Annotated in this window: 18 protein-coding genes; 14 read left to right on the top strand and 4 right to left on the bottom strand. The window is 61.9% G+C overall.

What is annotated here, in order from left to right; all coding sequences use genetic code 11:
* The first annotated feature begins 2 nt into the window (after positions 1-2).
* The 5 genes from gatA (at position 3) to EXN22_RS06310 (ending at position 4871) form a co-directional block, all read left to right on the top strand.
* Complete coding sequence (gene gatA / locus EXN22_RS06330) at positions 3-1454, top strand: Asp-tRNA(Asn)/Glu-tRNA(Gln) amidotransferase subunit GatA (protein ID WP_130263255.1); 1452 nt, start codon at positions 3-5, stop codon at positions 1452-1454.
* Positions 1455-1465: 11 nt separating this feature from the next.
* Entirely contained in the window at positions 1466-2911 is a 1446-nt protein-coding gene (gene gatB, locus EXN22_RS06325; protein ID WP_130263254.1) for an Asp-tRNA(Asn)/Glu-tRNA(Gln) amidotransferase subunit GatB, read from the top strand.
* 94 nt (positions 2912-3005) lie between these two features.
* Positions 3006-3377: a septal ring lytic transglycosylase RlpA family protein gene (locus EXN22_RS06320; protein WP_130263253.1), complete on the top strand. Its 372-nt coding sequence runs from the start codon at positions 3006-3008 to the stop codon at positions 3375-3377.
* Positions 3378-3439: 62 nt separating this feature from the next.
* Positions 3440-4483 (top strand): calcium/sodium antiporter, encoded by a 1044-nt coding sequence (locus EXN22_RS06315; RefSeq protein WP_130263252.1) that lies wholly within the window; start codon positions 3440-3442, stop codon positions 4481-4483.
* A gap of 10 nt (positions 4484-4493) precedes the next feature.
* Positions 4494-4871, top strand: coding sequence for a carboxymuconolactone decarboxylase family protein (locus EXN22_RS06310; protein WP_130263251.1), 378 nt, complete (start codon positions 4494-4496; stop codon positions 4869-4871).
* A 22-nt stretch (positions 4872-4893) separates the two neighbouring features.
* On the opposite strand, the gene EXN22_RS06305 is transcribed toward EXN22_RS06310, so the two are convergent.
* Complete coding sequence (locus EXN22_RS06305; RefSeq protein WP_130263250.1) at positions 4894-6267, bottom strand: amino acid permease; 1374 nt, start codon at positions 6265-6267, stop codon at positions 4894-4896.
* Positions 6268-6319: 52 nt separating this feature from the next.
* Positions 6320-7261, bottom strand: coding sequence for an AEC family transporter (locus EXN22_RS06300; protein ID WP_130263249.1), 942 nt, complete (start codon positions 7259-7261; stop codon positions 6320-6322).
* A gap of 179 nt (positions 7262-7440) precedes the next feature.
* Here EXN22_RS06300 and EXN22_RS06295 point away from each other — a divergent pair, with 179 nt between their 5' ends.
* Both EXN22_RS06295 and EXN22_RS06290 read left to right on the top strand, forming a co-directional pair.
* Positions 7441-9081 (top strand): phospholipase, encoded by a 1641-nt coding sequence (locus EXN22_RS06295; protein WP_130263248.1) that lies wholly within the window; start codon positions 7441-7443, stop codon positions 9079-9081.
* Positions 9082-9095: 14 nt separating this feature from the next.
* Complete coding sequence (locus tag EXN22_RS06290) at positions 9096-9287, top strand: hypothetical protein (RefSeq protein WP_130263247.1); 192 nt, start codon at positions 9096-9098, stop codon at positions 9285-9287.
* A 76-nt stretch (positions 9288-9363) separates the two neighbouring features.
* Here EXN22_RS06290 and EXN22_RS06285 read toward each other — a convergent pair whose 3' ends face one another.
* Both EXN22_RS06285 and EXN22_RS06280 read right to left on the bottom strand, forming a co-directional pair.
* The gene (locus tag EXN22_RS06285) at positions 9364-9924 is read right to left on the bottom strand and encodes a response regulator transcription factor (protein WP_010223415.1); all 561 of its coding nucleotides are present in this window, start codon (positions 9922-9924) and stop codon (positions 9364-9366) included.
* Positions 9924-11180, bottom strand: a complete 1257-nt coding sequence (locus EXN22_RS06280) for an ATP-binding protein (RefSeq protein WP_130263246.1) — start codon at positions 11178-11180, stop codon at positions 9924-9926. Before EXN22_RS06280 ends, EXN22_RS06285 begins: the two co-directional genes overlap by 1 nt.
* A gap of 202 nt (positions 11181-11382) precedes the next feature.
* On the opposite strand from EXN22_RS06280, the gene EXN22_RS06275 reads away from it, so the two are divergent.
* The 7 genes from EXN22_RS06275 to EXN22_RS06245 all read left to right on the top strand — a co-directional run bounded on the left by EXN22_RS06275 (position 11383) and on the right by EXN22_RS06245 (position 21123).
* Positions 11383-12099, top strand: a complete 717-nt coding sequence (locus tag EXN22_RS06275; RefSeq protein WP_130263245.1) for an SIMPL domain-containing protein — start codon at positions 11383-11385, stop codon at positions 12097-12099.
* Positions 12100-12412: 313 nt separating this feature from the next.
* Positions 12413-14038: an ABC transporter substrate-binding protein gene (locus EXN22_RS06270; protein ID WP_130263244.1), complete on the top strand. Its 1626-nt coding sequence runs from the start codon at positions 12413-12415 to the stop codon at positions 14036-14038.
* A gap of 252 nt (positions 14039-14290) precedes the next feature.
* Positions 14291-15883 (top strand): ABC transporter substrate-binding protein, encoded by a 1593-nt coding sequence (locus EXN22_RS06265; RefSeq protein WP_130263243.1) that lies wholly within the window; start codon positions 14291-14293, stop codon positions 15881-15883.
* Between the two features lie 166 nt (positions 15884-16049).
* Positions 16050-17429, top strand: coding sequence for an OprD family porin (locus EXN22_RS06260; RefSeq protein ID WP_130263242.1), 1380 nt, complete (start codon positions 16050-16052; stop codon positions 17427-17429).
* A 73-nt stretch (positions 17430-17502) separates the two neighbouring features.
* The gene (locus tag EXN22_RS06255) at positions 17503-19098 is read left to right on the top strand and encodes an ABC transporter substrate-binding protein (RefSeq protein WP_130263241.1); all 1596 of its coding nucleotides are present in this window, start codon (positions 17503-17505) and stop codon (positions 19096-19098) included.
* Positions 19099-19172: 74 nt separating this feature from the next.
* Complete coding sequence (locus EXN22_RS06250) at positions 19173-20183, top strand: ABC transporter permease subunit (RefSeq protein ID WP_130263240.1); 1011 nt, start codon at positions 19173-19175, stop codon at positions 20181-20183.
* A 10-nt stretch (positions 20184-20193) separates the two neighbouring features.
* Positions 20194-21123: an ABC transporter permease subunit gene (locus tag EXN22_RS06245; RefSeq protein WP_130263239.1), complete on the top strand. Its 930-nt coding sequence runs from the start codon at positions 20194-20196 to the stop codon at positions 21121-21123.
* Positions 21124-21133: the final 10 nt, after the last annotated feature.

The raw sequence follows: 21133 nt of genomic DNA, 5'->3' as shown, positions 1-21133 counted from the left end.
CCATGCATCAATTGACCCTGGCCGAGATCGCCCGCGGACTCGCCGACAAGAAGTTTTCCTCCGAAGAGCTGACCCGTGCCCTGCTGGCGCGGATCACCCAGCTCGACCCGCAAATCAACAGTTTCATCAGCGTCACCGAGGAACTGGCCATCAGCCAGGCCCGTGCCGCCGACGCCCGCCGCGCCGCCGGCGAGAGCGGCGCCCTGCTTGGCGCGCCGATCGGCCACAAGGACCTGTTCTGCACCCAGGGCATCCGCACCAGTTGCGGCTCGAAGATGCTCGACAACTTCAAGGCGCCGTATGACGCCACCGTGGTCAGCAAGCTGGCCGAAGCCGGCACTGTCACTCTGGGCAAGACCAACATGGACGAATTCGCCATGGGTTCGGCCAACGAGAGCAGCTACTACGGCGCGGTGAAAAACCCGTGGAGCTTCGAGCATGTGCCCGGCGGTTCCTCCGGTGGTTCAGCTGCCGCCGTCGCCGCGCGGCTGCTGCCTGCGGCCACTGCCACCGACACCGGCGGCTCGATCCGCCAGCCGGCTGCACTGACGGGCCTCACTGGCCTGAAACCGACCTACGGTCGCGTTTCGCGCTGGGGCATGATCGCCTATGCCTCGAGCCTCGATCAGGGTGGCCCACTGGCGCGCACCGCCGAAGACTGCGCGCTGCTGCTGCAAGGCATGGCCGGTTTCGACGCCAAGGACTCTACCAGCGTCGACGAGCCGGTGCCGGACTACAGCGCAGGCCTCAATGCCTCCCTCGAAGGCCTGCGCATCGGCCTGCCGAAGGAATACTTCGGTGCCGGCCTCGATCCACGCATTGCCGACCTGGTCCACGCCAGCGTCAAGGAGCTGCAAAAGCTCGGTGCGGTGGTCAAGGAAATCAGCCTGCCGAACATGCAGCACGCGATCCCGGCCTACTACGTGATCGCCCCGGCCGAAGCCTCGTCCAACCTGTCGCGCTTTGACGGCGTGCGTTTTGGCTACCGCTGCGAGAACCCGGTCGACCTCACCGACCTGTACAAGCGCTCCCGTGGCGAAGGTTTCGGCCCCGAAGTGCAACGCCGGATCATGGTCGGCGCCTACGCCCTGTCGGCCGGTTACTACGACGCCTATTACCTGCAGGCGCAAAAAATCCGCCGCCTGATCAAGAACGATTTCATGGCAGCCTTCAACGACGTCGACGTGATCCTCGGCCCGACCACGCCAAACCTGGCCTGGAAGATCGGCGCCAAGAACAACGACCCGGTCGCTGAGTACCTGGAAGACGTCTACACCATCACCGCCAACCTCGCCGGCCTGCCAGGCCTGTCGATGCCGGCCGGTTTCGTCGATGGTCTGCCGGTTGGCGTGCAATTGCTCGCCCCGTATTTCCACGAAGGCCGCCTGCTCAACGTCGCGCACCGCTATCAGCAAGTGACTGACTGGCACACTCGCGCACCTAACGGCTTCTGAGGGATCACCACATGCAATGGGAAGTTGTCATCGGGCTGGAGATTCACACCCAGCTCGCCACCCAGTCGAAGATTTTCTCCGGCAGCGCTACCACGTTCGGCTCCGAGCCGAACACCCAGGCCAGCCTGATCGACCTGGGGATGCCTGGCGTGCTGCCAGTGCTCAACCAGGAAGCGGTGCGCATGGCCTGCATGTTCGGCCTGGCCATCGATGCCGAGATTGGTCAGCACAACGTGTTCGCGCGCAAGAACTACTTCTACCCTGACCTGCCCAAGGGCTATCAGATCAGCCAGATGGAGCTGCCGATCGTCGGCAAGGGCCATCTGGACATCGCCCTCGAGGACGGTACGGTCAAGCGTGTCGGCATCACCCGTGCCCACCTTGAAGAAGACGCCGGCAAGAGCCTGCACGAAGACTTCAGCGGCTCCACCGGCATCGACCTCAACCGCGCCGGCACGCCACTGCTGGAGATCGTCTCCGAGCCGGACATGCGCAACGCCAAGGAGGCCGTGGCCTACGTCAAGGCCATCCATGCCCTGGTACGCTACCTGGGCATCTGCGACGGCAACATGGCCGAAGGTTCGCTGCGTTGCGACTGCAACGTCTCGGTACGTCCCAAAGGCCAGGTCGAGTTCGGCACCCGCTGCGAGATCAAGAACGTCAACTCGTTCCGCTTCATCGAGCGCGCCATCAACACCGAAGTGCAGCGCCAGATCGAGCTGATCGAAGACGGCGGCCGGGTCATCCAGGAAACCCGCCTGTACGACCCGAACAAGGACGAAACCCGTTCGATGCGCAGCAAGGAGGAAGCCAACGACTACCGTTACTTCCCCGACCCGGACCTGTTGCCGGTGGTCATCGAGAACAACTTCCTCGAAGACATCCGCGCCACTTTGCCAGAGCTGCCACCGCAAAAACGCGAACGTTTCCAGAGCCAGTTCGGCCTGTCGGCCTACGACGCCAACGTGCTGGCCACCAGCCGTGAGCAGGCCGACTACTTCGAACAAGTGGTCGGTGTGTGCGGCGATGCCAAGCTTGCCGCCAACTGGGTCATGGTCGAGCTGGGCAGCCTGCTCAACAAGCTGGGCCTGGAAATCGACCAGTCGCCGGTCAGTGCCGCGCAGTTGGGCGGCATGCTCAAGCGCATCCTCGACAACACCATCAGCGGCAAGATCGCCAAAGTGGTGTTCGAGAAGATGGCCGCCGGTGACGGCGATGCCGACCAGATCATCGAAGCCGAAGGCCTGAAACAGGTCACCGACAGCGGTGCGATCGAGAAGGTCCTGGACGAAATGCTGGCCGCCAACGCCGAGCAGGTCGAGCAATACCGCGCCGCCGATGAGGCCAAGCGCGGCAAGATGTTCGGCTTCTTCGTCGGCCAGGCCATGAAAGCCTCCAAGGGCAAGGCCAACCCGCAGCAAGTGAACCAATTGCTCAAGAGCAAGCTCGAAGGGTAATCGCGTCGCCTGCTAATCGCGGGGCAAGCCCGCTCCCACAGCTTGTGGGAGCGGGCTTGCCCCGCGATAGCCACCCCACGGAGCATCTGCACACATGTGGCGTCCCTTCAGCGCACTCGCGCTCTGCACTCTGCTGGCCGGCTGCGCCAGCCACGCTATCGACCCCCGCGGCTATGACAAGTCCGGCACCGCCTCCTATTACGGCTCCCGTCACCACGGCAAACGCACCGCCAGTGGCGAGCCTTTCAATCAACACGGCATGACCGCCGCCCACCGCAGCCTGCCCTTCGGCACGCGGGTCAAGGTCACCAACCTCAATAACGAACGCAGTGTCGTGGTCCGCATCAACGACCGCGGCCCACACAGCCGTGGACGGCTGATCGACCTGTCGCGCGCCGCCGCAGAAAAACTCGGGATGATCCGTAGCGGAACCGCCCGCGTACGGGTACAAAGTCTCAGCGACTGACCTGACCCCGGAGCACGACCATTTTCGACCTGGCCGCTTTACCCACTTTCAGCCTGCTGCAACTGAGCATCGGCCTACTGCTGCTGATTGCCGGCGCCGAACTGCTGGTACGCGCCGCCTTGCGCCTGGCCGCCAGCCTGCAGGTACGGCCACTGATCATCGGCCTGAGTCTGGTGGCATTCGGCAGCAGCGCTCCGCAACTGACCGTCAGCCTGCAGGCAGCCTACACCGGCGCCCCGGATGTCGCGGTCGGCAGCGTGATCGGCAGCAACATCTTCAACATCCTGGTCACCCTGGGCCTGGCCGCACTGATCATCCCACTGCGGGTTTCGCGCCAATTGGTGCGCCTGGACATCCCGCTGATGATCGGCGCAAGCCTTGCGGTGTACCTGCTGGCCCTCAACGAACTGCTTGGCCGCCTGGAGGGTGCCTTGCTGCTGTGCGGCCTGCTCGGCTATCTGGCGATCCTCTGGCACCAATCCCGACACCACGCCCGTACCTACCCGGCGCCAGGCCCACGCCCGCAGCGCGGTGGCCGGTTCTGGCTGGTCAGCGTGCTGATGATGCTGGCCGGGCTCGGCCTGCTCAGCGTGGCCGGCCATCTGCTGCTGGAAGCAGCGGTAGAGGTGGCCCAGGACCTGGGCCTGTCGGAGCGGGTCATCGGCCTGACCGTGGTTGCCGTCTGTACCTCCCTGCCGGAGCTGGCCACCTCGCTGATCGCCGCCCTGCGCGGCGAGCGGGAAATCGCCGTGGGCAACGTCATCGGCAGCAACCTGTTCAACCTGCTGGCAGTGCTCGGCCTGACCGCGCTGGTGGCCCCCGCACCCCTGTCGATCTCGCCCAACGCCCTGGCTTTTGACTTGCCGGTAATGCTCGGCGTCGCCGTGCTGGCCTTGCCGGTGTTCTACTCGGGCTACCGGGTGACGCGCGCCGAAGGCCTGATATTCCTCGGTCTGTATCTGGCCTATGGCCTGCACGTGGTCGCCTTCACCACCGGCATGCCGCTGGCCAGCCGGCTTGAAAAACTGATGCTGTTCTATGCACTGCCAGCACTGGGGGCGTTGCTGCTGTACACCACCCTGCGTGCCTGGCGCCGCCAACACTAAGGAAAACAACATGGGCGACAACAACAAAACCGGCGAACAGGTTCGCCGCCAGGTCATGGGCGATGCCTTCGTCGATCGCGCACTGAACAACGCGACCGAGTTCAGTCAACCACTGCAGGACTTCGTCAATCAACACGCCTGGGGCAGCGTCTGGAGCCGTGATGGCCTGCCGCTGAAAACCCGCAGCCTGATCACCCTCGCCGCCCTCACCGCCCTCAAGTGCCCGCAAGAGCTCAAGGGCCACGTGCGTGGCGCCTTGAACAATGGCTGTACGGTGGAGGAGATTCGCGAGGCGCTGCTGCATTGCGCGGTGTACGCCGGCGTACCGGCGGCGGTCGATGCCTTTCGCGCCGCCCAGGAAGTGATCGACAGCTACCCGCAGGGCTGAACGATCACTTCGGGCAAGGCCGTCAGTTGCTGACGACGGCGGTCTTGGCGCTCTTCTTTTTCAGCCAGAAGGCCACGCCCAGGGTGGCGATCCAGGCCGGGATGAGCATCACCGATATGCGGATCGGCGGGGTCAGGTACATCACCACCAGGATCAGGCCGATGAACGCCAGGCACAGGTAGTTGGTCACCGGGTGGCCCCAGCTCTTGTAGAAGGTCGACTCGCCCGTTGCCTGCTTGGCACGGCGGAACTTCAGGTGGGTGATGCTGATGCTCGCCCAGTTGATCACCAGCGCCGACACCGCCAGGGCCATCAGCAAGCCGAAGGCCTCGCCCGGCATCAGGTAGTTGATCAGCACGCACAGGCCGGTCGCCAGCGCCGAAACGCCCAGGGCAGTCAGCGGCACGCCGCGACGGTTGACCTTGAGCAAGGCCCGCGGCGCATCGCCCTGGCTGGCCAGGCCGAACAGCATGCGGCTGTTGCAGTACACGCAGCTGTTGTACACCGACAGCGCCGCCGTCAGCACCACCACGTTGAGGATGGTCGCCACCAGGTTGCTGTCCAGGTTGTGGAAGATCATCACGAACGGGCTGCCGCCCTGCACCACCTTCTGCCACGGGTACAGCGACAGCAGCACTGCCAGGGCACCGATGTAGAAGATCAGGATACGGTAGACCACCTGGTTGGTGGCGCGCGGAATGCTGTAGCGCGGGTTGTCGGCTTCGGCTGCGGTAATACCGACCAGCTCCAGGCCACCGAAGGAGAACATGATCACGGCCATGGCCATGAGCAAACCGGTGAAGCCATTGGGGAAGAAGCCACCGTACTGCCACAGGTTGGCCACGCTGGCGTCCGGCCCACCATTGCCGCTGGCCAGTAGCCAGGCACCGAAGCCGATCATGCTGACAATGGCGATGACCTTGACCAGGGCGAACCAGAACTCCATCTCGCCATAGACCTTCACCTGGGTGAGGTTGATCAGGTTGATCACCACGAAGAAGATCGCCGCCGTCGCCCAGGTCGGGAAGTCCGGCCACCAGTACTGTACATAGATGCCCACAGCCGTAAGCTCGGCCATGCCGACCAGCACATAGACCACCCAGTAGTTCCAGCCGGAGACGAAACCGGCGAACTCGTTCCAGTAGCGGTGGGCAAAGTGGCTGAAGCTGCCGGCAACCGGCTCATCGACCACCATCTCGCCCAACTGGCGCATGATGAAGAAGGCCATCAGGCCGGCGATGGCATAGCCCAGCAATACGGCCGGGCCGGCCATTTGAATGGTCTGGGCAATGCCGAGAAACAGGCCGGTACCGATGGCGCCACCCAGGGCAATCAACTGGATGTGGCGATTTTTCAACCCGCGCTGTAATCGCTCCGGAGGGGTCTGTTCTTGCATGAAGTGTCCTTGAAGGTGGAAGGCAGTGTTGGCTTTATTGTCGGCACAGAATCTAGATCCAGCCGCCCCACTGCAAGAGGAAAATGCCGATATTCGTGGTTATGGCAGCCATCAGCGTAGTAATTACGATGATCGAGGCGGCCAGCTCATGGTTACCGTTGGCCGCCCGGGCCATGACATAACTGGCGGCGGCGGTCGGGCTACCGATGTACAAAAACAGGATGCCCAGCTCCGCCCCGCGAAAGCCGCAAAGCCAGGCGGCCAGAGTACCGATCACCGGCAGCCAGAGCATTTTCACAAGGCTTGCACTGACCGCCAGGCCACCACTTTCGCGCAACGAAGCCAGCGACAGGGTACCGCCGATGCAGATCAACGCCAGCGGCAGGGTCATCTGCGCCAGGTAGTCACCGCTGGTCAGCAACCAGTTGGGCAGTGGCACTTGCCCGTAGGCCATGGGCGTGGCCAGCAGCACGCTGATGATCAGCGGGTTGCGCAGGATACTCTTGAAGATGCTCCAGGGGTCGGACTTCATGCTCGGGCTGTACACCGCCAGCACCACCGATGACAGCGAGTTGTACAGCAGGATCACCAGGCCGGCGAGGATCGCCCCCAACGAGATGCCGTAGTCACCGTATATGCTGGCGGCCAGCGCCAGGCCAATCACCCCGTTGTTGCCGCGAAAGCCGCCCTGGGTGTAGATCCCGCGATCTTCCCGGGGGCAACGCCAAAGGGCAAAGCCCCAGGCCAGGGCAAAACCGCCCAGGGTAGCGACCACGAAAAACACCAACAGCCCGGGTTTGACTGCCGCACTCAGGTCGGCGTGGTAGATCCCCAGAAACAGCAACGCCGGCATGCACACGTTGAACACCAGCGACGAAGCGGTGTGAATGAAGCTGTCGTTGATGGCCTTGATGCGCTTGAGCAGCACGCCCATGAACAACATGGCGAACACCGGCGCCGTGATGTTCAGCGTCTGGATAAAAAGGGCGAGCATGCAGGACGGTCCCGATGGCTGTCGTTAGGCGGCTAATGATACGTCAGCCTCCCCTTGATGCAGCGTATTTCAGCGTAAGAAAAAAGAACTGTTGACGTGGGAAATGGTTTGGATATGATCAAAACAACTGTACATACATACAGTTATTTTGAATCCATGACATCTCAAAGGAGTTGAATATGTCAGGTATGCAAACCGGACTGCACACGCAAAAAGCGCTCGCCACCACCCTGGTCGCCGACCTCGATGCCCTGTTCAGCGTTGACGGCATCAAGATTCCCGGCCCCGATACCCGCATCGTGCTGGTACTCGACGGCCATCACACCATCAAGTACCACCGCCTCGGCCTGGCCGCCAAGCCGCCCGTAATCAGCGAACCGGTGCTGCGCTTCGAGGGCGGCGAACACACCGCCATCGGTGACCACACCCTGCTGCGCTTCAGCCAGGACGGCGCACCGATCCCAGCCTGGCAAGTGGCCCTGCACCTGCCCAATGGCCTGACCCTCAGCTACGGCCAGATCGTTGCCCTGGGTGGCGATTTCTATGGCGTTCCCGAGCGGCCGATTGCCGATGGCGCCACTGCCGAAGAACGCGTCCAGCGCTTTGCCGCCGCCTTCGATACGCTGGCCGTATTGCCCGCCTCCCGGGCAGAAGCCGGTGAAATCCTTGCGGTCATGCAGCGCGAAATCACCGCTGCCAACCAGGCCATCAAAGACGGCCGCCAGCCTCACGAAGCCTACGACCAACTGGGCGATACCCTCTCGGAGGAGTGGAACAAGATCACCGGCGGCGGCAGCGTCGTCTCGGCGATGTTCCCGCTGGGCCGCTACCTCAAGCTTGCCGCCAGCAACTGGGACCACTTCGGCGAATGGGCACTGATGGCCTATATCGCCGGGCACACCGCCGCCCTGCGCCAGGCCGTGAAAGCACGGGCCAGCGGCGATGACCAACAGCTGGAACTGGCCTATGCAATGAACGCCTTTGCCGACCACTTCCTCACCGACCTGTTCTCGGCCGGCCATGTGCGGGTACCGCGCAAAGCGATCAAGGACAACGTCACCCCGGCCGACCTCGGCTCGTTGATCTCGCGCTTCATGCACGACGAAGACAGCAAATATGGCCTGGTGCTACGCAATGCCCAGGGCGACACCTGGCGTGGTTATGGCGACAAGCGCTACTTCGACAGCATCGACGTGACCAACCGCAAGCAGGTAGGCCTGGCAGTACAGAAGTCTGCCGATGAGATCTTCCAGGCCTTCGACAGCGGCGCCCTGCCTGCAGCCGCTGCTTATGGCGCCTTGCGCATCGCCGCCGACCTGCAAGCGGCAGTACAGGGCCAGGTGCCAGGCAACTTTGCGCCGCTGTTCGCCCTGCGCAACGGCAAGCTGATGCGCCGCGCCGACGTCAACAACCTCAATGACACGGCACAGATCGACAATTGGTGGGGCTGGAGCACTTACCTGTTGCTCAAGGACTACACCCCGAACAAACCCACCGGCTATCTCGAAGCCCCTGCCGGTGCCCCGAGCATTCACGCCGACGGCTGGCAAACCCAGGCTCCTAGCCAGCCGAACTGGCTGCCCGGCCATGCCGTGCGTTATGCCGTCAGCGTGGTCAACGGCCTGAACGAGTCATACATCGGCCCGTGGAGCGCCTATGCCGAACTGAGCGAGCGCTTCCAGCCGACCCTGTCGGTGCCGCTGGATACTTCCGGCAAGTCGGTTGCACGCAACCTGTTCCGCCAGTTCCGCGGCGGCTCGCCGGAACTGATCGCCTCGCTGGATGCGGCGACCACGACCTATATCGATCAACACCAGTGATAAGGAAATCACCCATGAGCATTACCCTGAACATTGAACTGGCGTCGGGCCAGTCACTCAAGGACGTACCCCTGGAACTGCTGCGCGATGGCGTGGTGATCAGCCGGGCCAAGCTGGCTGAAACGGGCAAGGTGGTGTTTGCTGCCGCGCCTGGGGCCGGGCAGTTGGCGGTGCGCGTGGATCGCACGATCCTCGGCGGCAAGTAGATTGATCGCGGGGCAAGCCCGCTCCCACAGAGACAGCACAAATCCTGTGGAAGCGGGCTTGCCCCGCGATTTGCGATTAGCGCCGAACCGGGCGCTTTTGCAGTTTGCGCTGCAAGGTCCGCCGGTGCATGCCCAGGGCTCGGGCCGTAGCGGAGATATTGCCTTCGTGCTCGGTCAGCACGCGCTGGATGTGCTCCCACTGCAGGCGGTCGACCGACATCGGGTTTTCCGGTACCAGGCTGTCGAGGTCGGCGTGCTCGGAGAGCAAGGCGGCCAGTACATCGTCGGCATCGGCCGGCTTGCACAGGTAGTTGCAGGCACCGCGCTTGATCGCCTCGACTGCGGTGGCGATGCTCGAGTAACCGGTGAGGATCACCACGCGCATTTCCGGGTCCAGCTCGAGCAATTTTGGCAGCAGTACCAAGCCCGAATCACCGTCCATTTTCAGGTCCAGCGTGGCGTAGTCAGGCACGTCGTCCTGGGCGATTTTCAGGCCCTCTTCGGCAGAACCAGCCGTGCTTACGCGAAAACCGCGGCGACTCATGGCCCGGGCCATCACTCGGGTAAACGTGGCGTCGTCATCAACCAGCAGCAGGTGTGGCAGCTCTTCGCCTTCAACCTGGATTTCATCACTCATCACACATCTCCTCGCGCGTCACGCGGCAGGCGTAGCTCGGTGAGCGTACCGCCCTCTTCATGACTATAGAGTTTTACCGAGCCGCCAGCACGGGTCACGCTGGCCTTGCTCAAGAACAGGCCCAGACCGAAGCCTTTGCCCTTGGTGGTAAAGAAAGGTTTACCGATCGATTCGGCGATGGCCGCCGGCACACCCGGGCCATGGTCACGAATGCTGATCACCATGTCCTGGGCGTCCCAGTCCAGGCGTACTGCCAGGTCATCCGGGCAGGCATCGGCGGCGTTGTTCAACAGGTTCAGCAGGGCCTGGGTCAGGTCCGGCGGTGGCGCCAGGCGCGGCACGCTGCCCTGGCCCAGGCGCTGGAAGCGGTAGCTGGCCTCGGGACGCATCAGGTGCCAGCGATTGAGCGCCTCGTCGAGCCAGAAGGTCACTTCCTGATTCTCGACCGCCAGACGCCGGTTGGCTTCAGCAGCCCGTACCAGGTTCTGCAGCGTCTCTTTGCACAGTTTTACCTGGTCCTGCAACACCGCCAGGTCTTCTTGCAGCAGCGGGTCACTGTGATCCTGGCGCATCTCTTTGATCAGCACGCTCATGGTCGCCAGCGGCGTGCCCAATTCGTGGGCGGCACCGGCGGCCTGGGTGGCCACGGCCAGCAGTTGCTGGTCACGCAGGCCTTCTTCACGGCGTTCGGCGCGCAATTGCTCCTGACGGCGCAGCTCTTCGGCCATCTTCGCGGCGAAGAAGGTAATCACCGCCGCGGCCAGGGCAATACTCAACCACATGCCGTAGACCTGCATTTTTTCCCGGGCCATGGGAAAGGTCTCCAACGGATAGAACTGCACCAGCAGCAAGCTGTAGGCCGCCAGGGCGATACCGGAAAGAATCAGCGAGTAGACCCAGGGCAAGGTCACCGCGGCAATCGCCAGCGGCACCAGGTAATAGGACACGAAGGGGTTGGTCGACCCTCCCGAGTAATACAGCAGGGCACTGTGGATCAGCAGATCGCAAGCCAGCTGGAAGGCATATTCGAGTTCGGTGACCGGCAAGGTCAGGCGCAGGCGCAAGGCCGTGAACGCGCACAGCAGCATCGACAGGCCAAGGGTGATGACCAGCGACAGCCACGGCAGCGGCAGCAGCTCGGTCCAGTAGGCAACACCGACCGAGCCGGCCTGGGCGGCAAGCACCAGAATACGGATAAAGGTCAGGCGCCAGAGGTTCTGACGGGTTGCAGACAACATTTGAACGGGGGCGAGCATGAGCTCTCCTGATGAGTGCTCCAGGCGAATCGTCGCGAGTATACCGAAGCTGTGGCCTGGTCTGCAGTGATGCGGCAAAGCGCCACACTTTTTTACACAACAATGATGGCCATTTTGAACCTCACTACACTTTTGCCAGTCTCATTGGCCAACGTGGATTGGATCCTTCAACCTCCACGCTTCAATTTTCAAGGAGTTCTACATGTCTATCACCCGCAGCAGCGCCGCCCTGGTCATGGCTACCAGCTTGCTGGCCAGCCTTCCGGCCCTGGCTGAAGAAGCCCCGCGCTACAACCAGATTTCGCTGCGCGCCGAAGTCAGCAAGGAAGTGCCCCGCGACCTGATGGTCGTGACCCTGTACAGCGAAGCGCAGAATACCGACCCCGGCAAGCTGGCCACGCAAATCACCGAAACCATGAACAAGGCGGTGAAACAGGCGCGTGAGGTCAAGGAAGTGAAGATCAGCCAGGGCAGCCGCAACAGCTACCCGATCTACGACAGCAAGGGCCAGAAGATCACCGGCTGGCGCGAGCGCGCCGAGCTGCGCCTGGAAAGCGCCGACTTTCCGGCCTTGTCGCAACTCACCGGCACCTTGCTGCAGGACCTGAAAATGGGCGGCATGGACTTCTCCATCGCTCCAAGCACGCGCAAGACCAGCGAAGACGAACTGCTCAAGGACGCCGTCAACGCCTTCAAGGCCCGCGCCCAACTGGCCACCGAAGCACTGGGCGGCAAAGGCTACAAAGTGGTCAACCTCAACCTCAACAGCAGCGGCTACCCACGTCCTTATGCCCGTAGCGCACCAATGATGATGAAAGCCGGCATGGCCGAAGACGCAGCCGCCGCGCCAGAAATCGAAGCCGGCACCAGCGAGGTCAACATCAGCGCCGACGGCACCATTGAAGTCCAGATGCCCTGAGCAACGTTACTTTTGCGCTGTTTCGCGGCAGCTTCGGCTGCCGCGCCCCCTGTTACCCGTAGCAACTCATGCACAAATTTAGTGCACAGACTGACTCAAACTAGAGATAACGTCTTAGAAACACGCTGAAACACCCCTCGCAAACGATCAACTTCGTAAAAAATTATACGAATGCGACATTCCTGTACGTTCGTCCCACTGTTTGCCATGACACATCCCTTTGAGTGTTGCATTGGGTATGGGGCCTGCATAAGTATCCGCAGGTCGGCTCACAAGGCCCCCTCAAATCAAAAATGACAACAATGAGGCCACCATGCTCAAACACGCGGTCATTCCGTTCCTGGTCAGCGCAGGCTTGCTTGCTGGCGCCCCATCCGCCTTTGCGGCGACTAACCTGGTGTTTTGCTCCGAAGGCAGCCCTGCGGGCTTCGACCCGGGCCAGTACACCACCGGAACCGACTTCGATGCCTCAGCCGAGACGCTCTTCAACCGCCTGAGCCAGTTCGAGCGTGGCGGTACTGCGGTCATCCCGGGCCTGGCGACCAGCTGGGATGTTTCCGATGATGGCCTGACCTATACCTTCCACCTGCGTGAAGGGGTCAAGTTCCATACCACCGATTACTTCAAGCCGACGCGTGAATTCAACGCCGACGACGTGCTGTTCACCTTCAATCGGATGCTCGACAAGGACATGCCGTTCCGCAAGGCGTACCCGACCGAGTTCCCGTACTTCACCGACATGGGCATGGACAAGAACATCGCCAAGGTCGAAAAGCTCGATGAGCACACCGTCAAGTTCACCCTCAACAGCGTCGATGCCGCGTTCATCCAGAACCTGGCCATGAGCTTCGCCTCGATCCAGTCCGCCGAATACGCCGACCAGTTGCTCAAGCAGGGCAAGCCCGCCGACATCAACCAGAAGCCGATCGGCACCGGCCCGTTCGTGTTCAGCAAGTACCAGAAAGACGCGCAGATCCGCTACAAGGGCAACAAGGACTACTGGAAACCCGAGGACGTGAAGATCGACAACCTGATCTTCGCCATCACCACCGATGCCTCGGTACGCATGCAAAAGCTCAAGAAGAATGAGTGCCAGGTCACCCTGTTCCCGCGCCCGGCCGACATCGAGCCGCTCAAGGCAGACCCGAACCTGAAGATGCCCAACCAGGCCGGCTTCAACCTTGGCTACATCGCCTACAACGTGATGGACAAGATCAAGGGCAGCACCGAGCCCAACCCCATGGCCCAACTCAAGGTCCGCGAAGCCCTGGACATGGCGGTGAACAAGCAGCAGATCATCCAGTCGGTGTACCAGGGCGCCGGCCAGCTGGCGGTCAACGCCATGCCGCCAACCCAATGGTCCTATGACACCACCATCAAGGATGCCAAGTACGATCCGGAGAAGGCCAAGCAACTGCTCAAGGAAGCCGGCATCAAGGAAGGCACCGAGATCAACCTGTGGGCCATGCCGGTACAACGGCCGTACAACCCCAACGCCAAACTGATGGCCGAGATGCTGCAATCGGACTGGGCCAAAGTCGGCATCAAGGCCAAGATCATGAGTTATGAGTGGGGCGAGTACATCAAGCGCTCCAAAGGCGGTGAGAACGGCGCCATGCTGATTGGCTGGAGCGGCGACAACGGTGACCCGGACAACTGGCTGGGCACCCTGTTCGGCTGCGACGCCCTGGAAGGCAACAACTTCTCCAAATGGTGCTACAAACCGTACGACGACCTGGTCAAGCAAGCCAAGGCCACCTCCGACCAGGCCAAGCGCACCGAACTGTACAAGCAAGCGCAACACATCCTCAAAGAACAGGTTCCGATGACACCCATCGCTCACTCGACGGTGTATCAACCTATGCGTAGCACCGTACAGGACTTCAAGATCAGCCCGTTTGGCTTGAACTCCTTTTATGGGGTCAGCGTGACCAAGTAGCAGCCAACCGGATCGGCCCCGGCACGCCACACGGCGACCGGGGCCGCAACCTGATGGCCTGGCAGGTCAACCGTTAGCGCATCGACACGGAAACGTCGCACGCCCTACCGGACACCTCCTACACACCTCTGCGTAATCGAACCTACCTGCAGCTCCGTGATGGTCCTACCGTCAGGGTGCAGCGCAGTAGGCGCGATTCGTGTGGCTGTGCGCCATGGAACGCGTGAAAACAACAAGAGAGAAGGGATCGTCATGCGCCATACCCCGATTTACGCAACGTTGCTGGGCCTGGGCCTGCTTGCCCAGGCTCCCGTGAGCCTGGCCAACAACTTGGTGTTCTGCTCCGAGGGCAGCCCGGGCGGCTTTGATACCGCGCAATACACCAGCGCCACCGACAACGATGCCGCCGAGCCGATCTACAACCGCCTGGTGGAGTTCGAACGCGGTGCCACGGCAGTCAAGCCGGCCCTGGCCAAAAGCTGGGAGGTTTCCGCTGACGGCCTGACCTACACCTTCCACCTGCGCGAGGGGGTCAAGTTCCACAGCAACAAGGACTTCACACCCAGCCGCGAATTCAATGCCGACGACGTGCTGTTCACCTTCAATCGGATGCTTGATCGCGAACACCCGTTTCGCAAGGCCTACCCCACCGAGTTCCCCTACTTCGTCAGCATGAGCCTGGACAAGAACATCGCCCGGATCGAAAAAACCGCGCCGATGACGGTGGTCTTCACCCTCAACAGTGTTGATGCCGCCTTTGTGCAGAACCTGGCGATGAGTTTTGCCGCCGTGCTTTCGGCTGAATACGCCGAGCAGCTGACAAGCTCCGGACGCCCCAGCGACATCAACCAGAAGCCGATCGGCACTGGCCCGTTCGTGTTCCAGCGCTACCAGAAGGACTCGCAGATTCGCTATCGCGGCAACAAGGACTACTGGGACCCGAGCCAGGTGAAGATCGACAACCTGATCTTCTCGATCAACACCGACCCTTCGGTACGCATCCAGAAGCTGCGCAAGAACGAATGCCAAGTCACCCTGCACCCACGACCGGCTGACCTCGACGCACTGAAGAACGACCCAAAACTGCAGGTCATTGAAAAGCCCGGTTTCAACCTCGGCTACATCGCCTACAACGTGCAACACAAACCCTTCGACCAGCTTGAAGTGCGCCAGGCCATGGACATGGCGGTGAACAAGCCGGCCATCGTCAAAGCGGTGTACCAGCACGCCGGACAACTGGCGGTTGGCAGCATGCCGCCAACCCAGTGGTCCTACGACGAAACCCTCAAGGACGCCGGCTACAACCCGGACAAGGCCCGCGAATTGCTCAAGGCCGCCGGGGTCAAGGAAGGCACCGAAATCACCCTTTGGGCCATGCCGGTGCAACGCCCGTACAACCCCAATGCCAAGCTGATGGCAGAAATGCTCCAGGCCGACTGGGGCAAGGTCGGCTTGAAAGTGAAAATCGTCAGCTACGAATGGGGCGAATACCTCAAGCGCACCAAGGACGGTGAACACGATGTCTCGCTGATCGGCTGGACCGGCGACAACGGTGACCCGGACAACTGGCTGGGCACCCTGTACAGCTGCGACGCGATTGGCAGCAACAATTACTCCATGTGGTGCGACCCGCAGTACGACGCACTGGTCAAGAAAGCCAAGACCATTACTGATCGCGAGCAACGCACCGCGCTTTACCAGCAGGCGCAACAGCGCCTGAAACAGCAATTGCCCATTACCCCGATCGCCCACTCGACGGTCAACCAGCCGCTCAGCGCCAAGGTCGTGGATTTCAAGGTAAGTCCTTTCGGACGCAACAACTTCTCAGGCGTCAGTACCGAATAGAACCTGAACCGTTCACGGGGGTGTACCGCACCCTCGTGTCGGCGTTCAGCCTGAAGATGCCCGAATGCCTTGCACAACTCGTTTGCAACCCTTGTTCCAACCGGCAAGACGCCCAGCCCAAAAGGCCAGGCGGTAACTACAAAAAGAAAAGAAAGGGAGCTTTACCTTGAGACGAACCAAAACCGCAGTACTGGCATTGTCCCTCAGCGGCCTGTCAGCCGTAGCTCTGGCCGAACCTGTCAGCCAGGACTTCGTTCCGGTCAGCGTCAAGTCCACCAGTGCCCAGGACGAGGCCAAGGGCTTCATTGAAGGCCAGAGCCTGTCCGGCTCGACACGCAACTGGTACGCCCGTGAACGCGCCACCCGCGCGCCACTGTGGAAGTACTACAAGAGCGATGGTACGCAGCGCACCACCCACAGCCGCGATAACTGGGTGCAGGGCACCATCCTCAACTACACCTCGGGCTTTACCGAAGGCACGGTCGGTTTCAGCACCGAAGTGGCGGCCTACAACGCCATTGCCCTGGAACGTGGTCGCGCCGCTGTTGCCGGCCCCAACAACCGGACCCTGACCCACAGTGATGGCGACGTCATCGGCCAGTGGAGCAAGATGGGCCTGGCCAACGTCAAGGCGCGGGTGTCCAACACCACCCTGACCGCCGGTCGGCAGTCGATGGATACCCCGGTACTGGCCTTCATCGGCAACCGCGCATTGCCATCGAGCTTCGAAGGGGTGAGCCTTCACAGCGAAGAATTCGACAACCTGTCCTTTGACTTCGGGACCTTCGACCGGCTCTCGACCCGGACCGAACAGGGCACCAGCAAATTTGTTGCCGAGTACGGTGATCGCGCCTTTGACGCCGATCACGTCAACATCGCCGGTGTGAACTACCAGCCACTGAAGAGCCTGAAGACCGCCTTCTACGTGTCCAACGTCGAAGACCTGTGGAACCAGTACTACTTCGGCGCCACCCACGAGCTGGGCGACAGCTCGGTGCTGAGCCTGACCACTGGCCTGAACTACTACAAGACCAAGGATGAAGGCAAAAGCCAGCTCGGCGACATCGACAACGACACCTACAGCCTCTCGTTCGGCCTGACCCACCAGGCCCATAACCTGACCTTCGCCTACCAGCAGGTCAACGGTAACGAGTACTTCGACTACCTGCACGACACCAACGCGATCTTCCTGGCCAACTCCCTGCTCTCGGACTTCAACGGCCCGAACGAGAAGTCGGTGCAAATCGCCTACGTGCTGAACATGGCCCAGTACGGCGTGCCCGGCCTCAAGTTCAACCTGTACAACGCCCGCGGCTGGGGCATTGACGGCACGCACTACACCGGCAGCGGCTATGACGTGAAAAACCTGGATGACGAGAACCACTATGAGTGGGGCATCGGCACCAGCTACGCGGTGCAAAATGGCACGCTCAAGGACACCACCATCCGCGCCACCTACACCGCGCACCGGGCCAGCAAGAACCAGGGCGACGGTAGCCTGGATGAGTTTCGCGTCGTAACCACCATTCCATTCAACATTCTTTAAACCCCGGCGGCCCCGGTCGGTTCATCGAATCGACCGGGACGACTACTCTGGTAAATCGATTGCAGGAGGTTTCATGAAATTGCTACCGCTACAGGCTGCCCTGGCAGCCGTCCTGTTGAGTACCGCGGCAGGCCTGTCGGCCAAGCCGCTGGTGGTGTGTACCGAGGCCAGCCCGGAAGGCTTCGATATCGTCCAGTACACCACCGCCGTGACCGCCGACGCCTCCGCCGAGACGATCTTCAACCGCCTGGTCGACTTCCGGCCCGGCACCACCGATATCCAGCCGGCCCTGGCCGAACGCTGGGACATCAGCGACGATGGCCTGACCTATACCTTCCACCTGCGCGAAGGGGTCAAGTTCCATACCACCGACTACTTCACCCCCACGCGCGCGATGAATGCCGACGACGTGTTGTGGAGTTTCCGACGACAGCTGGACCCGAATCACCCGTGGCACAAAAAGACCAGTATCGGCTTCCCTTATTTTGAAAGCATGGGTTTCAAGGACCTGCTCAAAAGCGTCGAGAAGACCGACGATCACACCGTCGTCTTCACCCTGACCCGCCCCGAAGCGCCCTTCCTGCGTGACCTGGCCATGGCCTTCACTTCGATCTACTCCGCCGAGTACGGCGACCAGTTGCTCAAGGCCGACAAGACCGCCGATCTCAACAGCAAACCGATCGGTACCGGCCCGTTCATCTTCCAGCGCTACAACAAGGACGCTCAGGTTCGCTACAAGCCCAATCCGGATTACTTCCGCGGCAAGCCGCCCGCCGACGCCCTGATCTTCGCCATCGCCAACGACAACAATGTGCGCCTGCAAAAGCTCAGGGCCAACGAGTGCCAGGTAGCGCTGTATCCCAAGCCTGACGACATCCCCAGCATCAAGAACGACCCCAAATTGAAAGTGGCCGAGATGGAAGCGCTGACCACCGGCTACATCTCGCTCAACACCGAACACAAATACCTGAAAGATGTGCGCGTGCGCCGAGCCATCAACATCGCTTTCGACCGCCAGACCCACGTTGACAGCCTGTTTGGCAAGGGCAACGCGCTGGTCGCGGTCAACCCTTACCCACCGAGCATGATTGGCTACAACACCCAGAACAAGAACCCGCCCCGCGATCTCGACAAGGCCCGCGCCCTGCTCAAGGAAGCCGGTGTACCGGACGGCACGGTGCTGACCCTGTTCACCCGCAACGGCGGCGGCCCGACCAACCCCAACCCGCGCCTGAGCGCCGAGATGCTCCAGGCGGACCTGGCCAAGATCGGCCTGACCGTGGATATCCGGGTAATGGAATGGGCCGAGATGCTGCGCCGGGCCAAAAAGGGCGAAGCCGATATGGTTTCGGCCGGCTGGGCCAGCGACAACGGCGACCCGGACAACTTCCTCAGCCCGCTGCTGAGCTGCGATGCGGTGAAGAGTGGCGAGAACTACTCGCGCTGGTGCAATAAAAACTTCCAGGCGCTGATCAGCAAGGCTCGCGAGGTCACCGACAACGATGAGCGCGCAGCGCTCTATGTAAAGGCCCTGGCGGTGTACGATGAAGAACAACCGTGGATCAGCATGGCCCATCCGCAGATGTTCACGGCCATGCGCGACAACGTTGAGGGGTATCACATCAACCCCCTCACCAATAACAACTTCGCCACTACCCAGGTGAAGTAGAACAAGAACGACCGCCGGCGCCCTACCCGGGTGCCGGTGGACATGCCTGACCGGCTGATGAGGTACTTCAGAAGATGTTTAGTTTTATTGCCCGGCGACTGGGATTGCTGATCCCGACCTTCTTCGGCATCACGTTGCTGACGTTTGCGCTCATACGGCTGATACCCGGCGACCCGGTGGAGGTCATGATGGGTGAGCGCCGGGTCGACCCGGAAATGCACGCCCAGGCCATGGAACGCCTGGGGCTGAACAAGCCGCTGCCCGAACAGTACCTGGACTATGTCAGCAAGCTCGCCCAGGGTGACCTTGGCGAGTCCCTGCGCACCCGCGAAAGCGTCTGGACCGAGTTCCTCGCCCTGTTCCCGGCGACCCTGGAACTGGCCCTGGCGGCCTTGTTCTTCGCCGGTATCATCGGCCTGCTGGCCGGGGTCATCGCGGCGCTCAAGCGCGGATCGCTGTTTGACCACGGGGTCATGGGCATCTCGCTGGCCGGCTACTCGATGCCGATCTTCTGGTGGGGCCTGATCCTGATCATGTTCTTCTCGGTAAGCCTGGGCTGGACCCCGGTGTCCGGACGCATCGACCTGCTTTACGACATCGAGCCGAAAACCGGCTTCATGCTCATCGACACTCTGCTCAGCGGCGAAGAAGGTGCCTTCAAGGACGCGCTGATGCACCTGATTCTGCCGGCCATCGTGCTGGGCACTATTCCGCTGGCGGTGATCGCGCGGATGACCCGCTCCTCGATGCTCGAAGTACTGCGCGAAGATTACATCCGCACCGCCCGCGCCAAAGGCCTGTCGCCCGCCCGGGTGGTGTTCGTGCATGGCCTGCGCAACGCACTGATTCCGGTGCTGACGGTGTTCGGCCTGCAGGTCGGCACCCTGCTCGCCGGTGCCGTGCTGACCGAAACCATCTTTTCCTGGCCGGGCATCGGCAAGTGGCTGATCGAAGCCATCGGCGCCCGTGACTACCCCGTGGTACAGAACGGCATCCTGTTGATTGCCTGCCTGGTGATCCTGGTCAACTTCGTCGTGGACATCCTCTACGGCCTGGCCAACCCACGCATCCGTCATCAGCGCTGAGGCCTTTGTCATGACTACCCCACTTCCGAAATCTGTCACCACTCCGGCCACCGCCGTCGACACGAGCCTGCTCTACCCTTCGCCCTACAAGGAGTTCTGGCAGGCCTTCTCGCGCAACAAAGGCGCGGTCGCCGGGCTGATGTTCATGAGCCTGATCGTGTTTTGTGCGCTGTTCGCACCCTGGGTCGCCCCACATAGCCCCAGCGAGCAGTACCGTGACTTCCTCCTGACCCCACCGGTGTGGCTCGAAGGCGGCAACTGGCAGTTCATTCTCGGTACCGACGAACTGGGCCGCGACCTGCTCTCGCGACTGATCCAGGGCTCGCGGCTGTCGCTGCTGATCGGCCTGTCGTCAGTGGTGATCTCGCTGATTCCGGGGATCTTCCTCGGCCTGTTGGCCGGGTTTTTCCCGCGCATCCTCGGCCCGTCGATCATGCGCCTGATGGACGTGATGCTGGCCCTGCCCTCGCTGCTGCTGGCAGTGGCGATTGTCGCCATCCTCGGCCCTGGCCTGATCAACACCGTGATCGCCATCGCCATTGTCTCGCTGCCGTCCTATGTGCGCCTGACCCGCGCAGCAGTGATGGGTGAACTGAACCGCGACTATGTCACCGCCGCCCGCCTGGCCGGTGCAGGCCTGCCACGGCTGATGTTCGTCACCGTGCTGCCCAACTGCATGGCGCCGCTGATCGTGCAGGCCACCTTGAGCTTCTCTTCGGCGATCCTCGATGCCGCCGCCCTGGGCTTCCTCGGCCTCGGCGTGCAACCGCCAACCCCTGAGTGGGGCACCATGCTGGCCTCGGCCCGCGACTACATCGAACGCGCCTGGTGGGTAGTGAGCCTGCCTGGCCTGACCATTTTGCTCAGCGTGCTGGCAATCAACCTGATGGGTGACGGACTGCGCGATGCGCTGGACCCGAAACTCAAGAATGCCGCCTGAGGAGATCGCC

Origin of the sequence: Pseudomonas tructae (assembly GCF_004214895.1) — a bacterium.
In the GTDB taxonomy this organism is placed as follows: domain Bacteria; phylum Pseudomonadota; class Gammaproteobacteria; order Pseudomonadales; family Pseudomonadaceae; genus Aquipseudomonas; species Aquipseudomonas tructae.
Note: the sequence above shows the minus strand (reverse complement) of the source record. Positions and strands in the feature narration are given on the sequence as shown.

Excerpts from the sequence above, each read along its gene's own strand:
- gatA (WP_130263255.1), top strand. The coding sequence starts at position 3 with ATGCATCAATTGACCCTGGCCGAGATCGCCCGCGGACTCGCCGACAAG.
- gatB (WP_130263254.1), top strand. The coding sequence starts at position 1,466 with ATGCAATGGGAAGTTGTCATCGGGCTGGAGATTCACACCCAGCTCGCC.
- EXN22_RS06320 (WP_130263253.1), top strand. The coding sequence starts at position 3,006 with ATGTGGCGTCCCTTCAGCGCACTCGCGCTCTGCACTCTGCTGGCCGGC.
- EXN22_RS06310 (WP_130263251.1), top strand. The coding sequence starts at position 4,494 with ATGGGCGACAACAACAAAACCGGCGAACAGGTTCGCCGCCAGGTCATG.
- EXN22_RS06305 (WP_130263250.1), bottom strand. The coding sequence starts at position 6,267 with ATGCAAGAACAGACCCCTCCGGAGCGATTACAGCGCGGGTTGAAAAAT.
- EXN22_RS06300 (WP_130263249.1), bottom strand. The coding sequence starts at position 7,261 with ATGCTCGCCCTTTTTATCCAGACGCTGAACATCACGGCGCCGGTGTTC.
- EXN22_RS06295 (WP_130263248.1), top strand. The coding sequence starts at position 7,441 with ATGTCAGGTATGCAAACCGGACTGCACACGCAAAAAGCGCTCGCCACC.
- EXN22_RS06290 (WP_130263247.1), top strand. The coding sequence starts at position 9,096 with ATGAGCATTACCCTGAACATTGAACTGGCGTCGGGCCAGTCACTCAAG.
- EXN22_RS06285 (WP_010223415.1), bottom strand. The coding sequence starts at position 9,924 with ATGAGTGATGAAATCCAGGTTGAAGGCGAAGAGCTGCCACACCTGCTG.
- EXN22_RS06280 (WP_130263246.1), bottom strand. The coding sequence starts at position 11,180 with ATGCTCGCCCCCGTTCAAATGTTGTCTGCAACCCGTCAGAACCTCTGG.
- EXN22_RS06275 (WP_130263245.1), top strand. The coding sequence starts at position 11,383 with ATGTCTATCACCCGCAGCAGCGCCGCCCTGGTCATGGCTACCAGCTTG.
- EXN22_RS06270 (WP_130263244.1), top strand. The coding sequence starts at position 12,413 with ATGCTCAAACACGCGGTCATTCCGTTCCTGGTCAGCGCAGGCTTGCTT.
- EXN22_RS06265 (WP_130263243.1), top strand. The coding sequence starts at position 14,291 with ATGCGCCATACCCCGATTTACGCAACGTTGCTGGGCCTGGGCCTGCTT.
- EXN22_RS06255 (WP_130263241.1), top strand. The coding sequence starts at position 17,503 with ATGAAATTGCTACCGCTACAGGCTGCCCTGGCAGCCGTCCTGTTGAGT.
- EXN22_RS06250 (WP_130263240.1), top strand. The coding sequence starts at position 19,173 with ATGTTTAGTTTTATTGCCCGGCGACTGGGATTGCTGATCCCGACCTTC.
- EXN22_RS06245 (WP_130263239.1), top strand. The coding sequence starts at position 20,194 with ATGACTACCCCACTTCCGAAATCTGTCACCACTCCGGCCACCGCCGTC.